This is a genomic window from Ureibacillus sp. FSL E2-3493, assembly GCF_038077515.1.
Classification (GTDB): Bacteria; Bacillota; Bacilli; order Bacillales_A; family Planococcaceae; genus Ureibacillus; species Ureibacillus halotolerans.
The window spans coordinates 3299791-3324591 of sequence record NZ_JBBOPK010000001.1 but is presented as its reverse complement, the minus strand read 5'-3'; the positions used below and the strand labels follow the sequence as shown (position 1 = coordinate 3324591).

The 24801-nt window shown below is 34.3% G+C and carries 26 protein-coding genes; 16 read left to right on the top strand and 10 right to left on the bottom strand.

Annotated features, from left to right (window positions below; genetic code table 11):
- Positions 1-124 precede the first annotated feature (124 nt).
- The 5 genes from MHH69_RS17070 (at position 125) to MHH69_RS17050 (ending at position 4965) form a co-directional block, all read left to right on the top strand.
- Positions 125-757 (top strand): TrkA C-terminal domain-containing protein, encoded by a 633-nt coding sequence (locus MHH69_RS17070; RefSeq protein ID WP_122972137.1) that lies wholly within the window; start codon positions 125-127, stop codon positions 755-757.
- 179 nt (positions 758-936) lie between these two features.
- Entirely contained in the window at positions 937-2136 is a 1200-nt protein-coding gene (locus tag MHH69_RS17065; RefSeq protein ID WP_122972136.1) for a quaternary amine ABC transporter ATP-binding protein, read from the top strand.
- Positions 2129-2980 (top strand): ABC transporter permease, encoded by an 852-nt coding sequence (locus MHH69_RS17060; protein WP_122972135.1) that lies wholly within the window; start codon positions 2129-2131, stop codon positions 2978-2980. Before MHH69_RS17065 ends, MHH69_RS17060 begins: the two co-directional genes overlap by 8 nt.
- 13 nt (positions 2981-2993) lie before the next feature.
- Positions 2994-3887: a glycine betaine ABC transporter substrate-binding protein gene (locus tag MHH69_RS17055; protein ID WP_122972134.1), complete on the top strand. Its 894-nt coding sequence runs from the start codon at positions 2994-2996 to the stop codon at positions 3885-3887.
- Between the two features lie 157 nt (positions 3888-4044).
- A complete protein-coding gene (locus MHH69_RS17050) occupies positions 4045-4965 on the top strand; it encodes a glycine betaine ABC transporter substrate-binding protein (protein WP_341362806.1) in 921 nt (306 codons plus the stop codon).
- Between the two features lie 61 nt (positions 4966-5026).
- On the opposite strand, the gene MHH69_RS17045 is transcribed toward MHH69_RS17050, so the two are convergent.
- On the bottom strand, positions 5027-6013 hold the full coding sequence (locus MHH69_RS17045; RefSeq protein WP_341362805.1) for a YeiH family protein: 987 nt from the start codon (positions 6011-6013) through the stop codon (positions 5027-5029).
- Positions 6014-6119: 106 nt separating this feature from the next.
- Between MHH69_RS17045 and MHH69_RS17040 the strand changes: the two genes are divergently transcribed.
- A complete protein-coding gene (locus tag MHH69_RS17040) occupies positions 6120-6992 on the top strand; it encodes a LysR family transcriptional regulator (protein ID WP_341362804.1) in 873 nt (290 codons plus the stop codon).
- A 15-nt stretch (positions 6993-7007) separates the two neighbouring features.
- Here MHH69_RS17040 and MHH69_RS17035 read toward each other — a convergent pair whose 3' ends face one another.
- The 6 genes from MHH69_RS17035 to MHH69_RS17010 form a co-directional block, all read right to left on the bottom strand.
- Positions 7008-7457: a hypothetical protein gene (locus tag MHH69_RS17035; protein WP_122972130.1), complete on the bottom strand. Its 450-nt coding sequence runs from the start codon at positions 7455-7457 to the stop codon at positions 7008-7010.
- 323 nt (positions 7458-7780) lie between these two features.
- Positions 7781-8023 (bottom strand): hypothetical protein, encoded by a 243-nt coding sequence (locus MHH69_RS17030; RefSeq protein ID WP_341362803.1) that lies wholly within the window; start codon positions 8021-8023, stop codon positions 7781-7783.
- Between the two features lie 89 nt (positions 8024-8112).
- Positions 8113-8481 carry a hypothetical protein gene (locus MHH69_RS17025; RefSeq protein ID WP_341362802.1) on the bottom strand — a complete coding sequence of 123 codons (369 nt, stop codon included), beginning with the start codon at positions 8479-8481 and terminating at the stop codon, positions 8113-8115.
- The gene (locus MHH69_RS17020) at positions 8478-9326 is read right to left on the bottom strand and encodes an ABC transporter ATP-binding protein (protein ID WP_122972128.1); all 849 of its coding nucleotides are present in this window, start codon (positions 9324-9326) and stop codon (positions 8478-8480) included. The genes MHH69_RS17025 and MHH69_RS17020 overlap by 4 nt, the downstream gene beginning before the upstream one ends.
- Before the next feature lie 146 nt (positions 9327-9472).
- Complete coding sequence (locus MHH69_RS17015; RefSeq protein ID WP_341362801.1) at positions 9473-10423, bottom strand: LytTR family transcriptional regulator DNA-binding domain-containing protein; 951 nt, start codon at positions 10421-10423, stop codon at positions 9473-9475.
- Positions 10424-10560: 137 nt separating this feature from the next.
- Positions 10561-11427 carry an AraC family transcriptional regulator gene (locus tag MHH69_RS17010; protein WP_341362800.1) on the bottom strand — a complete coding sequence of 289 codons (867 nt, stop codon included), beginning with the start codon at positions 11425-11427 and terminating at the stop codon, positions 10561-10563.
- Positions 11428-11607: 180 nt separating this feature from the next.
- On the opposite strand from MHH69_RS17010, the gene MHH69_RS17005 reads away from it, so the two are divergent.
- The 10 genes from MHH69_RS17005 (at position 11608) to MHH69_RS16960 (ending at position 21427) form a co-directional block, all read left to right on the top strand.
- Positions 11608-12861: an MFS transporter gene (locus MHH69_RS17005; protein WP_341362799.1), complete on the top strand. Its 1254-nt coding sequence runs from the start codon at positions 11608-11610 to the stop codon at positions 12859-12861.
- A gap of 61 nt (positions 12862-12922) precedes the next feature.
- Positions 12923-13762: a putative RNA methyltransferase gene (locus MHH69_RS17000; RefSeq protein ID WP_122972124.1), complete on the top strand. Its 840-nt coding sequence runs from the start codon at positions 12923-12925 to the stop codon at positions 13760-13762.
- A 77-nt stretch (positions 13763-13839) separates the two neighbouring features.
- A complete protein-coding gene (locus tag MHH69_RS16995; RefSeq protein WP_122972149.1) occupies positions 13840-14394 on the top strand; it encodes a lysophospholipid acyltransferase family protein in 555 nt (184 codons plus the stop codon).
- 52 nt (positions 14395-14446) lie between these two features.
- Positions 14447-14905 carry a low molecular weight protein-tyrosine-phosphatase gene (locus MHH69_RS16990; protein WP_122972123.1) on the top strand — a complete coding sequence of 153 codons (459 nt, stop codon included), beginning with the start codon at positions 14447-14449 and terminating at the stop codon, positions 14903-14905.
- Positions 14906-15030: 125 nt separating this feature from the next.
- A complete protein-coding gene (locus MHH69_RS16985) occupies positions 15031-15750 on the top strand; it encodes a YebC/PmpR family DNA-binding transcriptional regulator (protein ID WP_122972122.1) in 720 nt (239 codons plus the stop codon).
- Positions 15751-15918: 168 nt separating this feature from the next.
- On the top strand, positions 15919-17667 hold the full coding sequence (locus MHH69_RS16980) for a methyl-accepting chemotaxis protein (RefSeq protein ID WP_341362798.1): 1749 nt from the start codon (positions 15919-15921) through the stop codon (positions 17665-17667).
- A 162-nt stretch (positions 17668-17829) separates the two neighbouring features.
- A complete protein-coding gene (locus MHH69_RS16975) occupies positions 17830-19527 on the top strand; it encodes a M3 family oligoendopeptidase (protein WP_122972120.1) in 1698 nt (565 codons plus the stop codon).
- A 141-nt stretch (positions 19528-19668) separates the two neighbouring features.
- Positions 19669-20748, top strand: coding sequence for an AI-2E family transporter (locus MHH69_RS16970; RefSeq protein ID WP_122972119.1), 1080 nt, complete (start codon positions 19669-19671; stop codon positions 20746-20748).
- A gap of 30 nt (positions 20749-20778) precedes the next feature.
- Positions 20779-21237 carry a hypothetical protein gene (locus MHH69_RS16965; protein ID WP_341362797.1) on the top strand — a complete coding sequence of 153 codons (459 nt, stop codon included), beginning with the start codon at positions 20779-20781 and terminating at the stop codon, positions 21235-21237.
- A 16-nt stretch (positions 21238-21253) separates the two neighbouring features.
- A complete protein-coding gene (locus MHH69_RS16960; RefSeq protein ID WP_158599699.1) occupies positions 21254-21427 on the top strand; it encodes a hypothetical protein in 174 nt (57 codons plus the stop codon).
- An 87-nt stretch (positions 21428-21514) separates the two neighbouring features.
- Here MHH69_RS16960 and MHH69_RS16955 read toward each other — a convergent pair whose 3' ends face one another.
- The 3 genes from MHH69_RS16955 to MHH69_RS16945 form a co-directional block, all read right to left on the bottom strand.
- Entirely contained in the window at positions 21515-22531 is a 1017-nt protein-coding gene (locus MHH69_RS16955; RefSeq protein WP_122972117.1) for an inorganic phosphate transporter, read from the bottom strand.
- Between the two features lie 18 nt (positions 22532-22549).
- Positions 22550-23170 carry a DUF47 domain-containing protein gene (locus tag MHH69_RS16950; protein WP_122972116.1) on the bottom strand — a complete coding sequence of 207 codons (621 nt, stop codon included), beginning with the start codon at positions 23168-23170 and terminating at the stop codon, positions 22550-22552.
- Between the two features lie 228 nt (positions 23171-23398).
- Entirely contained in the window at positions 23399-24559 is a 1161-nt protein-coding gene (locus tag MHH69_RS16945) for a class I SAM-dependent methyltransferase (protein WP_122972115.1), read from the bottom strand.
- Positions 24560-24801 lie beyond the last annotated feature (242 nt).

Genomic DNA, 24801 nt, shown 5'->3' with positions numbered 1-24801 from the left:
AATAATCTCTTTTTCAATAAGTGAAATAAAATACTAGCTACTTGACCTAATTGTCGATTACTATAAGATTCAAAGACCATACTGTGGATTAATAAATGAATAAAGCTTCGGAAGGTAAATCAAAATGGAAAATAAAAAACTACAAGTAAAGCAACCTAAATATCAAAAGATTGCTGCAGATATTGCATCTAAAATTGTAGAGAAAAAATATTTAGTTGGTGAAAAAATATATGCTAGATCTTCATTGGCAAGTCAATACGGAGTATCTGCTGAAACAGCTAGGCGAGCCATTGCTATTCTGCAAGATTTAGAAATTGTGGAAGCTACAAAGGGAAGTGGGGTTGTCATTAAATCATATGAGAAGGCAGCCCAATTCGCTCACCAATTTTTAGAAGTACAATCAATTTATCAAGTTCAATTGGAAATGCTTGAAAGTATTAAAAGACAAAAGGAAGAACTAAATGTGTTGCAAGAAACGACCGAATTACTTGTAAACCGTACAGAACGTTTTAAATCTGTAAATCCCTTTGTTCCTTTTCAAGTCGAAATTGAAGAAAGTTGCCCCTATATTTCCCAATCCATTGGGATGATTAACTTTTGGCAAAATACAACGGCTACTATTGTAGGTATACGGAGAGAGAATGATTTAATTATTTCACCAGGCCCATACGCTACTTTTCAACATCACGATATCATATATTTCATCGGAAATGATGAATGTCTAGAACGCGTTCAAAAATTTTTATATCCCAATTAATGTAAGCTGCAGATGCTAATGACTTAGCATTTGTAGCTTTTTTAATGAATTTTGCTATTTTCTTCTTAATAGTTTACGAGATTGTTAATTTGACACAAGTAACAACCTTTTGTTAACATTAAGTTGTCACTTTTGTTGTAATCTATTTGTAACATACAAAAATAGGAAAGGAGATTGGTATGGAGAAGATTAGAGTGGAGCACGTCACAAAAATTTTCGGTAAGCATGTAAGTAGTGCCTTAAAGCTTGTCGAAGAGAAAAAAAGTAAGACGGAAATTTTAGAAAAAACAGGAGCAACGATTGGAGTATATGATGCAAATTTCACTGTCAATGAAGGTGAAATATTTGTCATTATGGGCCTTTCTGGTAGTGGAAAATCTACGTTAGTAAGATTGCTAAATAACCTCATTGAGACTACAAGCGGCAGTATTTACATAGATGGTGAAGATATCTCCAAAATGAATAAACAACAGCTCAGAAAAATTCGACGTGAAAAAATGAGCATGGTGTTTCAAAACTTCGGTTTATTCCCTCAACGTACAGTTCTCGCCAATACAGAGTATGGATTAGAAGTGCGAGGCATTTCTAAAGAAGAGAGAAGATTGAAAGCAGAAAAGGCTTTAGATAACGCTGGATTATTACCATATAAGGATCAATATCCGAGTCAACTTTCAGGTGGTATGCAGCAACGGGTCGGTTTAGCAAGAGCATTAGCGAATGACCCTGATATTTTATTAATGGATGAAGCTTTTTCTGCTCTCGATCCACTTATACGTAAAGAAATGCAAGATGAATTATTAGATTTACAACAAAAAGTGAAGAAAACGATTATTTTCATTACCCATGATTTAAACGAAGCATTGCGAATTGGCGACCGCATTGCCCTCATGAAGGATGGTAAAATTATTCAAATTGGTACGGGAGAGGAAATATTAACGAATCCGGCTAATGATTATGTCAAAACATTCTTGGAAGATGTTGACCGTTCAAAAGTGTTAACAGTTGAAAATGCGATGATACGTCCAATTACAGTCAATATTGAACTAGATGGACCGAAAGTAGCGCTTCAACGTATGCGAGAAGAAGAGGTTAGTGTTTTACTAGCTATTGACAAAAAGAGAGAGTTTAAAGGTTATATTACTGCAGACGATGCGTTGGAAGCTGCAAAACGTGGTGAAAAAAGTGTTGTTAGTTTCTTGAAAACAGATATGCCTACAGTACCGAAGGATATGCTTATTCAAGATGTGTTAGGTCTTATTTCGGAATCACCGACTCCTATTGCAGTTGTCAATGAAAATAAATTAGTCGGTGTGTTAATTAGAGGCGTTGTCATTCAATCACTTGCTTCTGAAAATGAGGGGGTGACAAAGGATGAGTAAATTGCTAGATAGTATTCCTACATTACCTGTAGCAGAAACTGTTGAAAATATAATGGACTGGTTAACTGGAAGTTTTTCACCTCTCTTTGACTTTGTTCAAAATGGTGGTAAAACAGCAATGGAATTCATTACTAATATGCTTGTTGCAATTCCACCAGTTATATTTATTTTAATTATTGCGCTAATAGCGTTCTTTGCAACAAAAAGGAAATTTGGTTTAGCAGTATTCTCAATAGTCGGTTTGCTCTATATATACAACCAAGGCTTATGGGATGAGCTAATGAATACGATAACTCTTGTCATATTTGCAAGTATTATTGCCATCATCATTGGTATTCCATTTGGGATATTAATGTCTAAAAGTTCAATTGCAGAAGCCATTATTAAACCGGTACTAGATTTTATGCAAACAATGCCTGGTTTTGTTTATTTAATCCCTGCTGTAGCTTTCTTCGGTATTGGTGTTGTACCAGGGGTTTTTGCTTCAGTAATTTTTGCACTACCGCCTACAGTTCGTTTTACCAACCTAGGTATTAGACAAGTACCAAAGGAATTAGTAGAAGCTGCAGATTCTTATGGTAGTACAGGATGGCAAAAGTTAATAAAAGTAGAACTGCCACTAGCAAAATCTACAATTATGGCAGGTGTTAACCAAACCGTACTTCTATCATTATCGATGGTTGTTATTGCATCAATGATTGGTGCCCCTGGATTAGGACGGGAAGTTTTATCTGCTTTGCAACGTGCTCAAGTTGGAAATGGCTTTGTTGCAGGACTTAGTCTTGTTGTATTCGCCATTATTATTGACCGTTTAACGCAAAGCTTAAATAAAAAGAAATCATAGAGAGGGAGATTGGATGAACTTAAAAAAATTGAAAATAATGGGTTTAGCATTAGGTATGGGTGCATTGCTCGCTGCTTGTAGCGGTTCCGATGAAGGAGCAAAGGATTCAGAGAATGCGGCTACAAAAAACGAATCAAAAGAAATTAATTTGGCCTATGTTGAGTGGGATACAGAAATTGCTTCAACCCATGTAGTAGGAAAAGTGTTAGAAGACTTAGGTTATGATGTATCACTAACTCCACTTGATAATGCGATTATGTGGGAAGCTGTTGCAAACGGGGAAGCCGATGCGATGGTAGCAGGATGGTTACCGAATACCCATGGCGCACAATATGAACAATATAAAGATAGTTTAGTAGAATTAGGCGAAAATTTATCCGGTGCTAAAATTGGCTTAGTCGTTCCTTCTTATATGGATGTTGATTCGATCGAAGATTTAACAGATGAAGCAAACAAAACGATTACTGGTATTGAACCAGGTGCAGGGGTTATGGCCGCAACGGAACAAGCGTTAGAAGAGTATGAAAACTTAGCAGATTGGGAGCTACTGCCATCTTCTTCTGGTGCAATGACTGTAGCTTTAGGTCAAGCAATAGAGAATGAAGAAGACGTAATTGTTACAGGCTGGTCTCCACACTGGAAATTTTCATCATATGATTTGAAATATTTAGAAGACCCTAAAGGTGTATTTGGTGGCGAAGAAACAATTAACACATTTGCCCGTCAAGGGTTAGAAGAAGATATGCCTGAAGCTTATCAAGTATTGGATGCTTTCCATTGGACAACAGAAGATATTGAATCCGTAATGCTTGAAATTAATTCAGGGGTTGATCCAAAAGAAGCTGCTGCAAACTGGGTTGAAGAAAACGCAGACACAGTAGCTGAATGGACAAAAGGCGTAGAGTAATAGAGTAATAGAGTAACTTATACAAAGATACATGATTAGTTTCCGATAAAAAATCTATATTCATTGCGTATGATAAGAAAATGACTGTCATTGCAAAAAAATAAAAGGAGTTATCTAAACATTAGATAACTCCTTAAATTATAAGGAGTTAGAAAAATTGAAGAAATTAAACTTATTGAATATAACCCTTGGTATATTTGTTACTCTGCTATTGACTGGCTGTGGCAGTGATTCAGCGACAGACACAAAAAATAATGGAGAGGTACAAGGAAGTAGTTCGAATCTAGGCGAACAGTTAAACTATAAAATTACAGGAATAGAACCTGGAGCCGGAACGACAGAGCTTGCTCGAAACACTTTAGAGGAATATGAAAACTTGGATGGGTGGGAACTTTTAGAAAGCTCCACTGCAGGTATGTTATCCTCATTGGATAAAGCCATAAAAAATGAAGAACCAATTATTGTAACAGGTTGGACTCCCCATTGGATGTTTGCTAATTATGATTTGAAATATTTAGAAGATCCAAAAGGTACATTTGGCGGAATTGAAAATATCAATACAATTGTAAGAAAAGGTTTCAAAAAGGAGATGCCAGATGCTTATAAAATAGTCGATCGATTTTATTGGGAACCAAAAGATATGGAAGAAGTCATGTTTGCTGCTCAAGATATTTCATTTGAAGAAGCAGCAAAAAATTGGGTTGAAAAAAATCAAGATCAGGTTGCTGAATGGACGGAAGGAACAGAGAAAGTAGACGGTAAAGAGATTGAATTAGTATCAACACCATGGGATACTGAACGTGCCTCGGGTAACGTGTTAAAAACAGTATTGGAACAGCAAGGGTATAAGGTAACATTAACACCTGTCGACCCGGTTATTATGTTCCAAGCGATTGCGACGGGGGAAGGCGATGTATCGGTTGCTCCTTGGTTACCGGCAACTCATGCTTCTTTTTATGAACAATATAAGGAAGATATCGTGGATCTAGGTGAAAACTTAACAGGTGCAAAGATTGGTATGGTTGTACCTAAATATATGCATATTGATTCAATCGAAGATTTACAGCCTAAAGAATAATTAATCAACTAACAATAATGAGATAAAAAATGTACTTTCCGATTTCGGAAAGTACATTTTTTTATACAATCCACCATGTGAATAAAGTTAATAAAATGGAAGTAAAGAGCAGGGTGAGAAATGGTTTTAATGCATTTTTCTTTATTTTTCTTAAATCAACGGACATCCCTAAGGCGGCCATTGCCACCGTTAAAAGAAAGGAAGCAATAGCGGCAATGTTTTCTTGAAAGGATATTGTCATCCAACCTTTTTGTAACCCGATGGTACTGATAATAGAAACAAGAATGAAACCGAATAGAAAGTATGGGAAGGATGCTTTCTTTTTAGCGTTTTTCCTTTTCATTGAAACAATGAAGACAATAATCAACGTTATAGGAAAAAGAAGTAACACACGACTTAACTTACTTAAAATTGCTGGTGTTAACGATTCATCTCCGTAGGATGAACCAGCAAGTAGTGCATGGGCAATTTCATGGAGACTAAATCCGACCCACTGGCCATATATATCAGGGGGCATATTGGTTAACGTTGCTATAACAGGTGCAAACAAAGCAAATATCGTTCCTACACAAGCAATCATTCCAATAGCTAGTGCTGTATCCTCTTCATCCGAATCAAGGATGGAAGATACTGCGCCGATTGCAGCAGCTCCACATATCCCAGTGCCAGATCCTAGTAAAAGTAAAAGTTTATGATCGACTCCAAAGGCTTTACCGATAGTAAAAGTCATAAAGAGAGCAAAAATAATGACAATCGTTGCGCGGAAAAGTAGAGGAAATCCTTCATCGACAATCATTTGAATATTTAGTCGTACTCCATATAAAATAATCGCTAAACGTAAAATCATTTTGGAAGAGAATTGAATACCGCTTCGAAGGGTTTCGGGATATTGAAATACATTACGATAAATAATAGCTAGTAAAAGGGCAATTGCCACTGGCCCTATAAAAGAAAAAATGGGGATTAAACTTATGCTATAAGCTAAAAAAGTAATAAAAACCATCAATAAAATGCCTAAATAAAATCCAGTCGTTGTATATTTGGTCATACAATAATGCCTCACTTTCAACTACAATGGTAATATGGATGGAGTATAAACAAAAATTAATTATATTGATGAAATATATAAGTGATTGCTTATGATAGGGGAATTTATGAATCAAAAAATAACGGTATTTTTAAAAATTGTTGAGCTTGGCAGTTTTTCAAAGGCTGCAGAATCTTTATATATGACCCAACCGGCTGTCAGTCAATTTATTAAGAGTTTAGAAAAGGATTTAGGGGTTATTTTGTTTGATCGGTCGTCTAAGTCGTTACATTTAACCGCAGCAGGGCTAGTAGCCTTTCAGTATTGTTTGGAAATGAAGAAACTATCCGATAATATGACTCAATCTTTAAACGAATTAATGAATGTAGTTAAAGGTCCACTCATGATAGGAGCTAGTTATTCCTACGGAGAATATATTCTTCCTTCTAAATTAGCGGAATTTATAAAACGGTATCCGTTAGTAAAACCGAGTGTCCAAATAAAAAATACATCGGAAATCGCCCAGGAAATGATAAATAAAAAAATTGATATTGGAATTATAGAGGGGATCATTGAACCATCTCGTATTGTATGTGAAAAACTTACAACGGATAGAATGGTTGTTGTCTCAAATGAACCGAATACAGAGATTGGCCATGAAACAACTTGGATAGCACGGGAAAATGGTTCAGGTACCCGTTCTGCAACAGAACGTTTTTTTGAGAAACATCATTTGGAACCGAACAAAGTGTTGGAATTTGGTAGCACCCAATTAATAAAAGGCGCAGTAGAAGAAGGGGTAGGAGTAACGTTATTATCGAAATGGACTGTACAGCAAGAAGTGGCAAATAAAAAGTTATTTATCGTGGATGAAGAAAAATTTTTTTACGAACGGGATTTTTATATGATTTATTTAAAAACACCTTTTCAATCAAAAACGACCGAAATGTTTTTAAAATTTATACGAGAAACATCAAAAAAAGGTGATGAATTAGTTTAAATTCATCACCTGAACTTATTTATTAATGTGATCATAACCAACTACAGTCCATATACCAGTAGGATCTTGTCGAACTAGTCTTTTTAAATAAACGTATTTAATTAATGTTTGTGTATCGTTGACTTCAACAATGGCTGAATCCATTGTGCTGTGTAAAAGCTTAAGACTTTCTTTTGGAATCGGATAATCTCCCTCTATACCTTCAGGGGATATTTTTAAACTAACAAAAACTTGTGTCGTAGCTATAGGATCTAAGCGCCAAGGAGAATGTCCCTCATCTACACTTTTTTGAGTATTTTTTTCTTCCGTTAAATCATAGGGTACCTCTACTTGTGGGTTGATATCATATTCTTTCGCTTGAACAGGAAAGATAATATTATTGTATATATCGACACTTTCTAGTTCAATGATGAGCTGATTAGATTCAAGATATGCAGGAATAGCATTTCCCTCTATAATGTCCACAGTTAAAACCTCCGTCTTTATTAGGAATGTTAAGACATTACCGTTATTATTTACAGTAAGTTCTTTTTTATGAATGACCTTCTTACAAAAGACTGTTGTTGCTTCTCATAGTATCAATCGAATCCGCATTTTATGGAGTAGTCATTATGATATAAAACAAACATCCCGATATATAGTTGAAGGTTATATGGAATTAAAGTGAATTATCCTTTTCAAGTATTGTGCCAATATATTAGGAAATAATACATTATTAGATTCATGTATTTTTTTATTCTTTTATAAAACGTGATTTGATAACAGTTAAAGATGGTTTTTGTATTCGTTTAATCAACCATTCGCCTTTTATAAAGGAAGAAGGTAAATAACCATGTGATGATTGCCCAAATAAGTATCGTCATAATGGGAATTAGAACATCAAAAGACGTATAACTTCCTTCTATTGACGCTGCTAATAATATGATTTGAGTACTCGGTAACCATTCTGCCACCTGTAATGCAGGAATTTTTTCAGCTAATACCGTTACAAAAGGACCGAAGGAAAACAATAATATAATTGGTAAAATCACAACGGAAGCTTCTAAAATTGTTTTTGTAAAAAGTGCACCTAGTGTTCCTAAGCCAGTATAAAAAACAATCGAAAGGAATAACGCAATTCCTAAAATAAGCCAATTTCCAGGTTATATCCGACTAGAAAAATCGAAAGTAAGACCGTAAGAGCTGAAATGGACAATACGAGTAAACTTTTTCCTAATAATATATCCAACAATGTAGCCGGTGATAACATTAAACTACGAAGAGTATTTCGTTCTTTTTCTTCTGCGATTAAACAACATTGTACAAAGGCAGTAACGGAAGAAAAGGTTAAATTAATGGGCAAAAAGTATGCCTGTAAATTATTTACACCTGTTTTGTTGTAAATAAAAGCCATAATTAGAGGTAAAAGAACCATTATTGAAACGGCATAATTCCGTGAAAACTCTTTATAATCTTTAATGAAAATTGCTTGAATACGAGAAAAATTCATATTAAATCACTCCCAGTCACTTGTAAGAATATGTCCCCAAAAGTCGGTTCGTTCGTATAAATACGAGAGATCAATCCACTTCTCATCCAATCGTATACTTTTTTTGCTTCATCCTTACAATTTTCAATACAATGGACACTACCATCTACTAACTCTACGGTAATCGTGTCATTACCAAACTGTTTTTTTAATTGCTGGGGTGAACCAATCGCTCGGATTTTCCCTTTGTGTAAAAAAGCAATTCGATCACATAAAGTTTCTGCTTCACTCATATCATGGGTTGTTAGAAAAATCGTCGTACCCATTTCGTTAAGTTTCCTCAATCCGTTATAAATATGTTGTGTATTTACGGGATCAAGGGCAGAAGTAGGTTCATCTAAAAATAACAATTCAGGTTTATGCATAATCGAACGAGCTAACGTAACCCGTTGAATCATACCTTTCGATAATTGGCTTACCTTTTTCTTTCTCTCATCGTATAAATTGACAAATTCTAATGACTCTTTCACGGAACTAATTGGTAAGTTATACAACTTACTATAAAGTTGTAAATTTTCCTCCACTGATAACCTTAAATATAGTCCACTATTATCTGTTAAAATACCAAAACGTGCTCTATTGGAACTTTTTTGCATTTCTTTAGCATCTTTTCCAAATACAATTGCTTGCCCTTTTGTTTTTGTTAATTGGGCGGTTAAAATTTTGATAGTAGTAGTTTTACCTGATCCGCTAGGTCCTAAAAATCCGAATATTTCTCCTTTTTTAATACTAAACGATACATCGCGTAATGCAGCTTCTTGGTGAAAATGTTTTTGTAAATGTTGAACATCAATTACGTACGTCATTCTCGTTCCTCCTATTAGGTTGAATTAACCTAACAATAAATAGAAACAACGAATATTGCAGTATATTTCCGGTGAAAGGAGTTATTTTTTGATAAAAGGTGTCAAAATTTCTATAAATGGGCGATGAAAATTTCCCAGGAAATTGGTCAAATCCCTATAATACGTTTTAATTCGACTAATTTATTTTTAGACAATGGGACAATGTTTTCTTCGGAAGTATGAAGAGATAAACTGTAACTATTACGTGTCCAGGTAATGATTTCTCTAACCTTTTGCAAGTTTACAATATAGGAACGATGGCAACGGAAAAAGCCGAAAGGTGTTAATTTCTGTTCTAATTCATTCAAAGTCATAGAACAAGGATAACCTTCTCCGCCAACATAAACCGAAACTTCTCCTTCAACACTTTCAATATAATCAATTTCAGGAGGATTAAATAAAATGATTTTTTCATTTCGCTTCGTTGGTATTTTTTCAAAGTGAATTGGGCCCGTCTCCGATTTTTCAATCATTAATGGTTCTTCCTCTTTTACGTCTAACTTATGTAAGCCTTTAGAATCTAATCGGAATACGAAATCACTCGCTAAAAAAACATCTTCCATATTATTTGATAACAATATGACAGTTTTTTGTTTTTCTTTTAGTGACAGAAGGCAGTTCAAGACAGTCCTTTTAGAATGTTCATCTAAGTTTTGAAAAGGTTCTTCAATTACCTGAATTGGCTTTTCGTTTATGTAACAAGGGATTAATCGCAACCTTTGTTTTTCACTATATGTTAATTTTTCTAATCTTACATTTCTTCGATCAATGAAATCTAGCAATTGTAATAAACTGGTATTCTCTACTGATGAATGGTAAAGACCTTTCACAAAATTAATGTATTCATTAACAGTTAAGCGATGATACATCCCATTTTCTCTTAGCTCGATATGTATTTTTGAATAAGAAGCAAGTTGTTTTGTTAAATAGTTAATTTTTGCGACATCTGAGTAAATCCCGAAGATGGACTCTTTCTCCAGTTGCATTTCAATCTTTGGGGAGATTAAATTCCCTTCTATAGCAAAGGCATCAATTGTAATAGCCAAATTTTTTTCCATAGTAAGGCCTCCGATTTTTATAAAAGTTAGACTCTAATATGATTATACACAAAAGGAAATAACGGGAAAGTTTACTATTTCTTGATAAGTAAAAGCATAAAGACGCCCGTTAAAAGGAAACGAGCGTCTAGTCATGATTATTTTATTGGAATCCAAATTTCTGAGTAACAATTTGGATCGTTTGGATCATCATCTGAATATACTTCTAACTCAGTAGTTCCTGCTTGTTCGTATGGGTTGGAAGGGAACCATTCAGAATAAATTTTCTTCCAAGTATCTTGCATTGCATGGGGCATTGGTCCATGAACTTCAAAAATAGCCCATTTAGATGAAGGCACTTCGTAAGTTTCGAATCCTTCTGGTACTTCGCCATTATAGGCAGTTGCAATCCAATAATCCATTAATTTTTCATCTTGTTTATATTTCTCTATACTACAGACTCCAAGAATTCCTTTTACTTCTCCGTTATTTAATTCAAACAACCGATCATTCGTTCCATCCTTGTGTACATCATTCCAAAACTGAGGTATGTTTTGGGTGTTCTCCCCGTTTTCATAATTATACGTTCGTTTTACACCAACAATTTGAAATGCTTCTTTTTCAATAATACGGTAGTTCATAGGTACTGCTCCCTCCAATTGAATTTTAATAACGAGGCGATTATAGGATTGTAGCGTTCCCTTTTTCTTACGTGCTTCTGATGGAGAAATACGATGTTGCTTTCGAAAAGCTTTTGTGAAGGACTCAGGTGTTTCATATCCATATTTAAAAGCGATGTCGATGATTTTCTGATCTGTATTGATCAGTTCTTGTGCTGCTAGTGTTAAACGCCGTCTACGTATATAATCGCTAACAGTAATATCTGTTAATATTGAAAATGTACGCTGAAAATGAAATACAGAAGAATTAGCAGCTCGAGCAATTGATTCGATTGTCAGTTCATTGTCTAATAAATTCATTTCTATATAATGTATTGCTTTTTGAATGGACTCTAGCCACCCCATAATGCTCACCTCTATTGTTATCATAATTTGTAATAAATACGTATTCTTGTCTTTTTGTGCTTTCATCGGACAGGTTTAAAATAATAATGAACTACCCGAAAAAGATAATTTAGAATTTTCTATCAATATTATATATGACTTCGTGTACAATGGAAGAAAACTATTTTTAAGGGTGGAGAAATGAGAAAAATCCATTATAGTTGGATTATTCTAACGGTTACATTTATTGCAATTATTGTAGCGGGGATAATTCGTTCATCTTCGGGGATATTTATCGATCCATTTGAAATGGAGTTTGGTTGGGATAGGCCAACGATCTCTTTTGCCTTTGCTATATGCTTGTTTTTATATGGTTTTTCAGGACCTTTTATGGCAGCCTTTGTAGATGTTTTTGGTTTGAAGCGGATGATGCTTTATTCGATGGCTCTATTAGCAGTAGGATTAGGTTTAACGTTTGTTATGCAAAGCAAATGGCAATTAATACTCATTTGGGGCATCATGTTAGGAGTCGGCTCTGGATTATTTTTAACAGTCCTAAGTACACAAGTAGCGAATCGATGGTTCGTGAAAAGAAGGGGACTTGCTGTCGGTATCTTAACAGCTGCTACGGCTACAGGGCAATTAATTTTATTACCGGTCTTAGCCGCATTTGTAGACAATTATTCGTGGCGCTCTGCCATTGCACTTATTTTCTTTTTAAGTATCGTGATGCTTGTTGTAATTGCGATTTTTATGAAGAGTTGGCCAGAGGAAATAGGAATCGTCCCTTATGGTCAAGAAAAACAGTTAGAACCTGCCCGTTTATCAACAAATCGAAATCCTTTTAAGATGGCGATATTTTCATTGATTGAAGGGTTAAAGATGAAGGAATTTTGGTTGCTTGCAGGAAGTTTCTTTATATGTGGTTTATCTACAAGCGGTATTATTGGAACTCATTTTATTTCCTATTGTGTTAGTTTTGGTATTCCTTTAGTGACAGCTGCGGCAATGTTATCATTTATGGGAGTATTTGATTTAATTGGAACGACTATCTCCGGTTGGTTATCCGATCGTTTTGATAATCGCTGGTTATTATTTTGGTACTATTTGCTTCGAGGGTTTTCTCTAGTCTTTTTACCCTTTGCCCTTGCACAAGGTTCTTATACATGGCTTGTCATTTTTTCCATTTTTTATGGTTTAGATTGGATTGCTACAGTACCACCAACGATAGGTCTAACCCGGCAAAAGTTTGGGATTGAGAAAAGTGCAATGATGTATGGATGGATTACTGCGGCACACCAAGTGGGAGCAGGGGTAGCGGCTTACTCAGGTGGTGTCGTATATAAAGTGTTTGGTTCTTACATGTGGGCGTTCGCCTTGGCAGGAGCTTTTTGTTTATTAGCTAGTTTATTTGTTATTCTCATAAAAAAACAAGCGCCAAAGGAAATTGTTTAGTTTTTCATTCTATAGGAATAGATGATATGATACTTACAGCAACTTAAAAAGGAGCATGAATGTGGGGAAAGTATCAAAAAGAGCTGCAAGCATTTTATATATGAAAGAACATGAAACACTTTTTTCTTGTCCGATTTGCCAAAAGGAGATGCATGTAAGTGACGATGGCCATGTGTTATGCCGTAATCATCATTCCTTTGACATTGCAAAACAAGGCTATGTAAATTTCATGATTAAACCTTTCACATCCATGTATAGTAAAAGTTTATTTGAATCTCGTCAGGAAGTTATGAATAGTGGTTTATATGAGCCAGTACAAAAGGCCATTGCGAAATATGTAGGGAACCAGAGTGAGACGATATTAGATACCGGCTGTGGTGAAGGTTCTCACTTAAATAAAATAATAAATGAATTGGAACAACAAGTTATAGCTGTCGGAATTGATATTTCAAAGGAAGGCATCCAGTCTGCAGCAAAGTTTTATGAACAAAAAATTTGGTGTGTAGGGGATTTAGCTAATAGTCCGTTTAAAGAACAATCCTTTGATTGTATATTAAATATTTTATCCCCTGCGAATTACGGTGAATTTAGCCGTTTGTTAAAAGATAAGGGGAAATTGATAAAAGTAGTGCCCCAATCAGACTATTTAAAGGAAATTCGTAGACAAGCCTTTGCGAATTCAGAAAAAGAATATTATACGAATGAGCAAACGGTAGAGAGATTTAAAGAACATTTTGCTAATGTCCAACAGGAGCGTATTACATATACAATGCCACTAGAAGAACAGCTCGTTCCAAAACTTCTAGAAATGACGCCCCTTGGTTGGCACTTAGAAAAGGATATTTCTTTAAATGAAATTACAATTGACCTTGAAATATTAGTTGGAGAAATAACAAAATAAACTATAGATATAATAAAAAAGGTAGGAATGTAGAAGTGTTATATGATATTGGAGCTAAACTTGTAAATGTATTTTTAATGCTTAATGGCTCAAAGGCAAAGGTATATGGTAAAGAAAATTTACCAAAGGAAGGCGGATATATTATCGCCTGTACTCATAATGGTTATGTAGATATTTTAAACTTAGGAGTGTCATTATACCCTCGGCACATTCACTTTATGGCTAAGAAACAATTGTTTGAAGGGAAGTTTGGCTCAATTATTGCCAATTTGAATGCTTTCCCTGTAGATCGCGAAAACCCGGGTCCAAGTGTTATTAAAATTCCACGTCAACTAATAAAAGAAGGAAAAGTGGTCGGGATCTTCCCTAGTGGAACACGATCAACGGAAAATACGGAGTTAAAACAAGGGGCGATTACAATTGCCCAATTATCAAAAGCTCAAATTGTTCCAGCTGCCTATGTTGGACCAAGAAACGTTGGCGAAGTATTTAAACGTCAAAAAGGTTATCTTATTTATGGGGAACCATTTACAGTTGGAAGTGGTAAAGAGGCAAGGGACGAATCAACTCAATTTCTAGAAAAAGAGCTGGAACGTTTAACAGAACAATTAAACTCTAAAATTAAAAAATAATGTACATGCACTTTCCATCATAGGAAAGTGCTTTTTATAAGGAGGAATAAAAATGAAACGGGTTCTTTTTGTTTGTTTAGGGAATATTTGTCGTTCACCAATGGCTGAGGCGGTTATGCGTCACTTAGTGGAGAAGAAAGGATTAAGCGATCAAATTAAAGTAGATTCGGCAGCAACAAGTTCTTGGCATATCGGAGAGCCTCCCCATAAAGGAACTAAAGCTAAACTGAAAGAGTTTGGTATATCAACTAGCGGTATGAAGGGAAGACAACTCGATAAAGAAGATTTTGAAACATTCGATTACATTATAGGAATGGACAATAGTAATGTGAGTAATATTCGACAAATGTTAGGCCAGCCTGACCATCCGAAAATCTTTAGATTTTTAGATTTAACAGATCACAAAAAGGATGTACCAGATCCTTACTATACAGGGGATTTTCAAGAAACTTATGAACTGGTAGTGGATGGATGCGAAGCACTACTAAATAAGATTTTAAAAGAGAAGTAGGTTGGAATATGATACCTTTCTCTTTGTCAATCGAATGGTGTATAATATTACAGTCTCATATCATTTAAAGGTTTATCATATATGCCTTAAAATATAGTTATTAAAATGGAAAGAGAGTGAATCCAATGGGTCGTAAATGGAATAACATTAAAGACAAGAAAGCCGAAAAAGATAAAAATACAAGTCGTATTTATGCAAAATTTGGTACGGAAATTTATGTAGCAGCTAAAAAAGGTGAACCAGATCCGGAATCTAACTCAGCTTTAAAATTTGTATTAGAACGTGCCAAAACATATAATGTGCCAAAACATATTATCGATAAAGCAATTGATAAAGCAAAAGGTGCCGGCGGAGAAGATTATGACGAGTTACGCTATGAAGGATTTGGGGTTGGCGGAACGATGGTTATCGTAGATGCTTTAACAAACAACGTTAACCGTACTGCTTCAGATGTACGTGCTGCTTTCGGTAAAAATGGAGGAAATATGGGTGTAACAGGTTCTGTTACTTACATGTTCGATTCAACAGCAGTATTCGGTATTGAAGATAAAACAGCAGATGAAGTATTAGAAATATTATTAGAAGCAGACGTAGATGCTCGTGACGTATTCGAAGAAGAGGGTACAGTTATCGTTTATGCAGAGCCAGATCAATTCCATGTAGCACAAGAGGCTTTAAAAGCAGCGGGTATTAGTGAGTTTACAGTTGCTGAGTTAACAATGCTTCCACAAACAGAAGTGACGTTAACAGGAGAAGATAAAGCGAAGTTTGAAAAAATGATTGATGCATTAGAAGACTTAGACGACGTACAACGTGTCTACCATAATGCCGATTTAGGTGAATAAGTACAGGTATAGTTTTATAGTTAAAAAGAAAAGGAACCGGTAGCTACTTGCTACTGGTTTTTTTGTGGAAAAGAGTAAGATTTGCTTAATTGAAATGCTTTTGTTTAAATTTCATCGAAAAGGGTCGATAAGAACTTTGAGTAATTTATTTAAAGGAGTTTTTATACTATGAACAAGGGGAAACGGTTATCAAGACAGATTCTCTTCATTATTATCGTTGTTTTTGTTTTATTATTAGGCATTTATACTTTTACAATGATGTATAATTCGAGAGAATCAGTACAGGAAGCGGTCGGGGAAAGAACGGTTGAAATCGCTAATAATATGTTGAACTTTATCGATGTTGAACAATATAAAGAATTAGCGGCGAATCCGGAGGAAAACGACTTATATTGGGAGTTAAGAGAACAATTAAACAGTTTACGTGAAATGAATGGTGTTCTTTATGCCTATACATATGCAGTTCCTGAAAAAGGGGAAGAGGTCACATTTTTAGTAGATGGTATGCCTGCAGATGATACGGAAAATGCAGCTGCTATTGGTGATAAGTCTGGATCAACTACCTACGAACATTTACAAAAAGCATTGAAAGATGGATCCTACCATTCTGATTTATTAAGTAGTGATTTCGGTGAATATATTTCAGGTACAGTACCGATGAAAGATAAAAATGGTGAAGTCGTTGCCTTTTTAGGTGTTGATATTGATGCTTCCTATGTGGATGAAGTAAGTTCAAATGTAATGATGGGAATTGTTCCAAAAATCGGAGTCATCTTTTTAATCATTATATTGGTAGGGTTATATATTGTTTATCGTTATGTAAATAAATCTTTAAAACCATTAGATGTGTTAAAAGAAGCATCGAATCAATTATCCGAAGGAAATTTAAAAGGTGTCAATGAAACACTATCTACTTTAAAGTTAAAACAAAATAATGAAATTGCCATCTTTTCTAAAACCTTTTCGCAAGCTTTAAACAATTTGTCCCAATCATTATTGAAAATAAATAGTAAATCAAAAAATTTGGAACAAGTAGTTGTAGAATTGGAAAATGCAGCGACTCAAGTAGGAAAGTCGACTACGACCATTGCTTCTAGCATTATTGAAATTGCTTCTAGTAGCGACCAACAAGAAGAAAGTAATAAAGAAGTGACACAAGCGATGAATGAAATGTCCATTGGTATTCAACGGTTGGCGGATACAACTTCTGAAATTGCCGAGTCATCTACTGAAATGACAAGTTTAGTAACTACAAGTGTAGAACATGCCCAACAAGTTGTCTCTCAAATTCAAAATGTGGAGACATCCGTTGTACATACAGAAAGCTATGTACGGGAAATGGGAGAAAAATTCAGTTCTATAAAAGAGATGGTTTCGATTATTACGAACATTGCTGATCAAACGAATCTCCTTGCATTAAATGCTGCTATTGAAGCTGCGCGGGCAGGAGAAGCTGGGAAAGGCTTTGCTGTCGTTGCTGATGAAGTTCGAAAACTTGCGGAAATGTCGAAAAGCTCTGCCGATGATATTCAAAACCATCTTCAAACATTCGTGCTAATTAGTAATAAAGCTTTAGAAGAAATGGAAAATAGCACAGAAGAAGTAAAAATGGGGAACCAGTCGGTTATGGAAATTGGTCAAATGTTGAATCAAATTTTAACAGTTGTATCCGCAGTAAACTCTAAAATACAAGATGACTCAGCCGTAATTGAACAAATGTCTGCAAGTTCAGAGGAAATATTAGCATCTACGGAAGAGATGAATAAACTTGTATCCAATACGACGAATCAAACAAAAGAAGTGGCAGGATCAACGGACGTTCAAGTTAATATGGTCGATAAACTTGAAGAAGTTGTTGCGTTACTTGAATCAACTTCTAAAGAAATGATTGAAGAAATAAGTAAATTTAAAATTTAATTATTTGAAAAGTACATTCATTTTTAAATGAGTGTACTTTTTATCTTGTAGGTAGAAAACGATTCTATTAAGTTTAAAAATTATCAGAATAGTTGCTCTTTTGGAAGAAATCGTTAATAATAGATAATGAAGTGAATTGTGAAAAGTAGAGGGGTGCAAAAGATGGTTACATTCAAGGATTATGAATATAAAAGACCAAACTTAGATGAACTAAAGAAAAATATTCGAGAATTAATCGAACAGTTTAAAAATGCTAATTCTGTTGAAACTCAAAGTGAAATTATTAAAAAAATTAATGCTTTCCGAAATGATTTTTCTACACAAGCCAATTTAGTATATGTACGGGCTTCAATTGATACAAATGATGAATTTTATCAAAAGGAACGGGATTATTTAGACGAAATTTCACCCCAATTTGAAGAACTTACTTTTGAATACTATAAAGAACTTGTTAATTCGCCTTTCCGAAAGCAATTAGAAGAAAAATGGGGAACACAGCTATTTGCGTTAGCTGAAAATCAAATTAAAGCCTTTTCTCCAGAAGTCATTGAGCTAATGCAACAGGAGAACAAACTTGTTTCCGAATATAACAAGTTAGTAGCTTCTGCACAAATTGAATTTGATGGTAAAACATTAACACTTGCCCAACTAACACCATATGGTGAATCTACTGATCGAGAAGTCCGTAAAGAAGCGATGAAAGCACGTTTTAACTTCTTTGCAGAAAATGGGGAAAAGTTTGATGAAATTTATGATAAGCTAGTTCATCTTCGCCATCAAATCGCAACGACCCTCGGTTATAAAAATTACGTTGAATTAGGCTATATCAATATGGATCGTATTGATTACAACGAAGAAATGGTTGCGAATTTCCGTGATCAAGTTCAAAAACTAATTGTACCTTTAGCAACAAAACTTTATGAAAGACAAGCAAAACGTATAGGAATTAGCGATTTTAAATTTTATGATGAAGGACTAAATTTTCTATCAGGTAATGCAAAACCACAAGGTGATCCTGCGTGGATCGTGGAAAACGGCAAAAAAATGTATGAAGAACTTTCCAGTGAAACAGGTGAATTTTTCAATTATATGATTGACCGTGAACTAATGGATTTAGAGGCGAAAAAAGGGAAAGAAAGCGGAGGTTATTGTACATTTATCGATAATTACGATTCACCGTTCATTTTCTCTAACTTTAATGGTACTTCCGGAGATATCGATGTATTAACACATGAAGCGGGTCATGCGTTCCAAGTTTATTCTAGTCGCAATATCGGGATACCAGAATATTTATGGCCAACATATGAATCTGCTGAAATTCATTCCATGAGTATGGAGTTCTTTACTTGGCCATGGATGGAATTATTCTTTAAAGAAGAAACAGAAAAATATAAATTCACCCATTTAAGTAGTGGATTACTATTTTTACCATACGGTGTTGCAGTCGACGAATTCCAACATGTAGTCTATAAAAATCCAGCAATGACACCTGCTCAACGGAAGCAGGCTTGGAAAGAAATCGAAGACAAATATTTACCTCACCGTGATTATGACGGTTATGAATATTTAGAGGCAGGTGGATTCTGGCAACGTCAAGGCCACATTTATGGTAGCCCATTCTATTATATTGATTATACATTAGCTCAAGTATGTGCGTTCCAATTTTGGAAACGTTCAAGGGAAGACTTTGAAGCAGCGTGGAAGGATTATCTTCACCTTTGTAGCTTAGGTGGTTCCATGTCATTTACTAAACTAGTAAAAGAAGCGGGATTAATTTCTCCATTTGAGGATGGTTGTGTGGAATCGGTCATCGATGCCATTGAAGAATATTTAAACTCCGTAGACGATGTGGCATTATAGTTTAAAAAACTCTCGAAAGTTAATCTTTCGGGAGTTTTTTTGTAGTTTCTTTCTATTTCATATTATAAAATCAAAAATAGTATATAATGGTTGAATAGGAAATTATGATTGTTGGAACAATGTGGAAAGGAGGTTGTGTAAATGACAAAAAAAGTATGGTTTCAAGTTGGTATAGGAATTATCATAGCACTTTTAATTATTAAATATGTTGTCGAAATTCATTGGATTTTTAATCCGATTTTTATCATTATTAAAACGATATTTATTCCGTTGTTGTTAGGCGGTGTACTTTATTACATATCTGAACCATTACAAAGAATTATGGAAAAAAAGGGTGCTCCAAGATGGGCGAGCATTTCTACAATCATCTTATTATTAGCAGGTATCGTAACAGGAATTCTTTTATTAATCGGTAATCCGATTTCGGAACAGGTAAACAATTTAGTGAAAAACGCTCCTTATATAGGAGATAAAATAATGGATACAGCAGACATAGTACTAGATAACAAAGATAATTTGCCTCCACAGGTAGAAAATTTTGTTGACTCTATTTCTAACTCGATTCAAGAAATTGCTATGACAGGGAGTAAATATATCGTCTCTTTTGTCAGCGGAACGTTTTCAGCAGTGTTTACTTTAATTTTAGTACCGTTCTTCTTTATTTATATGTTAAAAGACCATGAAAAGTTTGCGCCAAATATTTATAAAATCTTTTCAGGAGAAAGACGTACATGGGTAAAGGAAACTTTATCAGATATCGATAATGTATTAAGAAATTATGTTCAAGGACAAGTATTAATTAGTTTAATTTTAGCTTCGATGATGTTTATTGGATACTTAATTATCGATCTAGATTATGCACTATTACTATCGATTTTTGCATTCTTTATGAATATGATTCCATTTATCGGACCATGGATATCATTAGCGCCGGCTCTTGTCGTTGCAATTGTACAAGACCCAATTTTAGTTGTTTGGGTTGGGGTGATTACTTTAGTTGCTCAACAAATAGAAAGTAACTTAATTACACCTAATATTATGGGGAAAACATTAGATGTACATCCGTTAACCGTTATTACGATTGTTTTAGCAGCAGGTAATATTGGCGGCTTTATTTTCATTATTATCGCCATTCCAACTTATGCGGTTATTAAAGTTATCGTAAAAAATATTTACGAAGAACGGAAAAAAATAAAAGAGGCTGCTACTAAGACGGTATAATTACTAGTAGATATACGAAGGAGTTCATACATGTTATCATTTGAACAAAAGCAATCAATCATTGAATCGTTTCCTGAATTAATGAAAAAGGAAATTTCATTAAAACGATTAAACTATCATTTTGAAGAAAGCCTATACGAAAAAACGATTGTTGTTGAAAAGTTACATCCGAACGGTAATGGATTCGTTTACGTAGGAGACTTGCTAAAATATGAGAAGTTGGCAAATGATAAAGGCTTAGTCAACATTCGCGATTTTGATGAAAAATCATTACGGGAAATTATTCAGGATTCAATTGATTACTTGTCGGAAGAGACGGATACACCAATTGAAGAAACATGGGTTTCCCATGATGGGACCATTTTAACACTAGTTCATGATCAGTGGAATTGGGATATTTATCATCAAAATAATTTAGAAGAGTCCTTTGGAACCCGTGAGGCAGCGATGAATTATTTACAAGAAGAAGGATTTAAGTTGAAAAAATAAAAGGGGAAACATAATAATGAACGGGAAAAAAGTGGCCATTTATTTTGTTGGATTTATCGTAGTAGTTTGTTTATTAATAGTAATTGCGATGCAAATATTCTTCGCTACATATGAACCGAAAAAAGATACAACAAATAATGAAACTTCATTGTTAACTCCTGTTAAAGAGGGAGAAATAATTCGTTTATAATATCATCGAAAGGGCTAAAGTAATCTACTTTAGCTCTTTTTTATATAAAAAACCAAACGAAAGTTTTCGTTTGGTTTCATCAAATGATTAGAAGAATAGGTTAAGGATAAGGAAGAAAATTCCTGCCATCACCGCTGATATTGGCATTGTAATAATCCAAGTTAAAACGATTTTACGAGCAACTCCCCATTTTACACCTTTAACCCGTTGTGCAGATCCAACCCCCATAATAGCAGAAGAAATGACGTGGGTAGTTGAAACTGGTAAATGAATAAGTGTTGCACCGAAAATTACGGATGCAGATGCTAAGTCGGCAGCTGCCCCGTTTACAGGGCGGATTTTCATAATTTTACCACCGACCGTTTTGATGATTTTATAACCACCAACTGAAGTACCAAGACCCATTGCAATGGCACAGGCAATTCGTACCCATTCTTGTACTTCATCCGTTGATTGTAAGCCGGCAGCAATTAAAGCCATCGTAATAATACCCATTGCTTTTTGAGCATCGTTTGTACCGTGGGTAAAGGATTGAATAGCCGCTGTGAAAATTTGGACTGTACGGAAACCTTTATTTGTTCGATAAAGGTTGAAATTTTTAAAAATTACTTTAAATGCGGACATAAAGATAAATCCTATAGCTAATGCTAAAAATGGAGAAGCGATTAAACCGATGATAATACTTGAAAAACCACCGTAATTTAATATTCCAAATCCAGCTGCCGCAATAGCTGCCCCGGCAATAGAACCGATTAATGTATGGGAAGAACTTGATGGTATACCGAAATACCATGTTAATAAGTTCCAAGTAATAGCAGATAATAATGCTGCTAAAATAACGACTGTACCAGTTGTATCATCTGGCGTTACGTTCAATGAAAAGGGATCAACGATATCTTTTGCAATAGCCTTTGCCACTCCAACAAATGTAATTGCCCCTAAAAAGTTCATGACAGCAGCCAATAATACAGCAACCCGTGGTGGTAAAGCACGAGTTGATACGGAAGTAGCGATTGCGTTTGCTGTATCATGGAAACCGTTTATAAAGTCGAAAGCTAAGGCGAAGATTACGACTAATATTGTAAGTATTAATATAGTATCCATTTATAAAATCTCCTGATTCTACGCGTTACGCATAATAATTGTTTCTAATGTATTCGCTACATCTTGAGTAGAGTCAGCGATTTCTTCTAGTTGATCATAGATGTCGCGCATTTTAATTAGACGGATTGGATCCTTTTCATTTAAAAATAGTTGCTTTGTAGATGAACGTGAAATTTCATCACATTCGCGTTCATAATCCTTAATAAGGATAATATGTTTACGCATTGCAACTAAGTCCTTTTTATTTAAAAGATCTGTTGCTGCAACGATTTCATCGGCACTTTTTGAAATATAGTCTAAGAATTTTTCCATCGATTCATCGATTTCAATAAATGAAAACATTTCAAAATGTGCGATACAATGCTCTGCTCCATCAAGTACATCATCCATTTTGTTAGCTAAAGCTAAAATATCTTCACGTTCAATTGGTGTCATGAAAGATTTGTTTAACATAACGATTAACTCATGAATTAATTTATCGCCATCTGTTTCATACTTTTTCATTCGAACACTAAGTTCTTTTAAATCCGCTATGGAATTGATTTTAAAATCTCTTGCGTAATGAACAGCCTCTCTCATATTTTCTGCTATCTTGTGTAAAGATAAGAAAAATGGATCTGATTTTTTTGGACTAAACATGAAAATGCCCCCTGGTATATGTGCAAATTTTTAATAGTTATTTTAAACCTAAATAATCATAACAAAATTTTAAAAAAATCTATACACCTTAAATGTTTCATTTCACAAAATTTACATTGCTGTAACATAAAAAGAGTTCACAAATAGAAAAGCAAGCATATTAGAGTACGATTATTCTCCTACAATAATATACTTGCCCATTAATTTGATTTTATGAAGAGTTTTGAATTAAAAATACTGTTGAAGTTCTTTTTGTAAAAATGGTTCTGCAGATAAAAATTGAATAAACGAATTGTAGCGTTCAAGCTGTTCTAATGATGGTTTTTTTCCAGTAAAGTAAGCACGAATTAAAATATTTTTAGGTGTATGTTCGATATCGATGAACTCTAAAAGTTGTGTATCATAGCCGGCTAAAGTTAATATTTCCGCCCTAATGGAGTCAGTTGCAAGGGAAGCAAATCGTTCCTTAATTAAACCGTGCTGCATCATAATATCTAGGGCAGGTGCATTTAGTTGTCTATTTAATTCGTGCTGGCAACAAGGAACACTTAAAATAACTTTTGCTCCCCATTTAACGGCACGGGCCAAAGCCAGATCTGTCGCAACGTCACAAGCATGTAATGTTACAACCATATCCACTGCATTTTCATCATTATAATCATTAATATCACCCACTAAAAATTCAAGCTGATCATAATGTAGATCATGAGCAATACGATTACATTCTTCTATAACTTCTTTTTTCAAATCCAGTCCAGTTACTCGTATGTCTAATCCCTTTTCGATTTTTAAATAATGATATAAGGCAAAGGTTAAATAGGATTTTCCTGAACCAAAGTCAAGAATTCGAATTTGTCGATCTTTAGGTAAATGTTGTAATGAATCATCGATAAACTCAACGAAACGGTTAATTTGTCGAAATTTATCAAACTTTTGCTTTTTCACTTTCCCATCTTCCGTTTGAACACCCAGACGAATAAGGAAAGGATATGGTGTCGATTCATCAAGTAAATATTGCTTTTTACGGTTATGGGAAAGGTTAACTTGTTTTGCTTTTTCAAGTTTTTCAACTTTCCAAAGTACTTTATTTTTTTTCGACAATTGTATGTGTATTTTTTCATCCGTAAATTGGGCATGAATTTGACGAAATTGCTGTAATAATATATCGAAGGAATCGGAAAACTTTTCTAATAAAATATTTTCATGTTTTAAAATACGTTCGTATTGATATTCCAATTGAATATGGTAAAGCCCTTTTAGTTCAATTGGTTTTAACTTCACTCGTTTTAACTCGTTTGATTTTTGCCGTGGTTGGCTAAAGGTTGCATTAATTAATTGGTGGCTATTAATACGATTTAAAAATTGTTCTTTCATTTGTTCAAAGTCCATTTGAATCAGCCTCTACTTTTAAATTGTTGAAAATAGTTTAACATAGCTCTATTAACAAGTGCTAAATTCTAGTTTTTATATTCATATATTGGACTATAAAATTAAATAATAATGGAAGTATATTGAAAATTTTATTTTTTAAAAAATCTTACATACAATTATTATGAAGTATGATAAATTATAAGCAAATAATAGTGTTTCTAGAATACGCGTTTATTTTCTATTATTCGACACTATTTTCA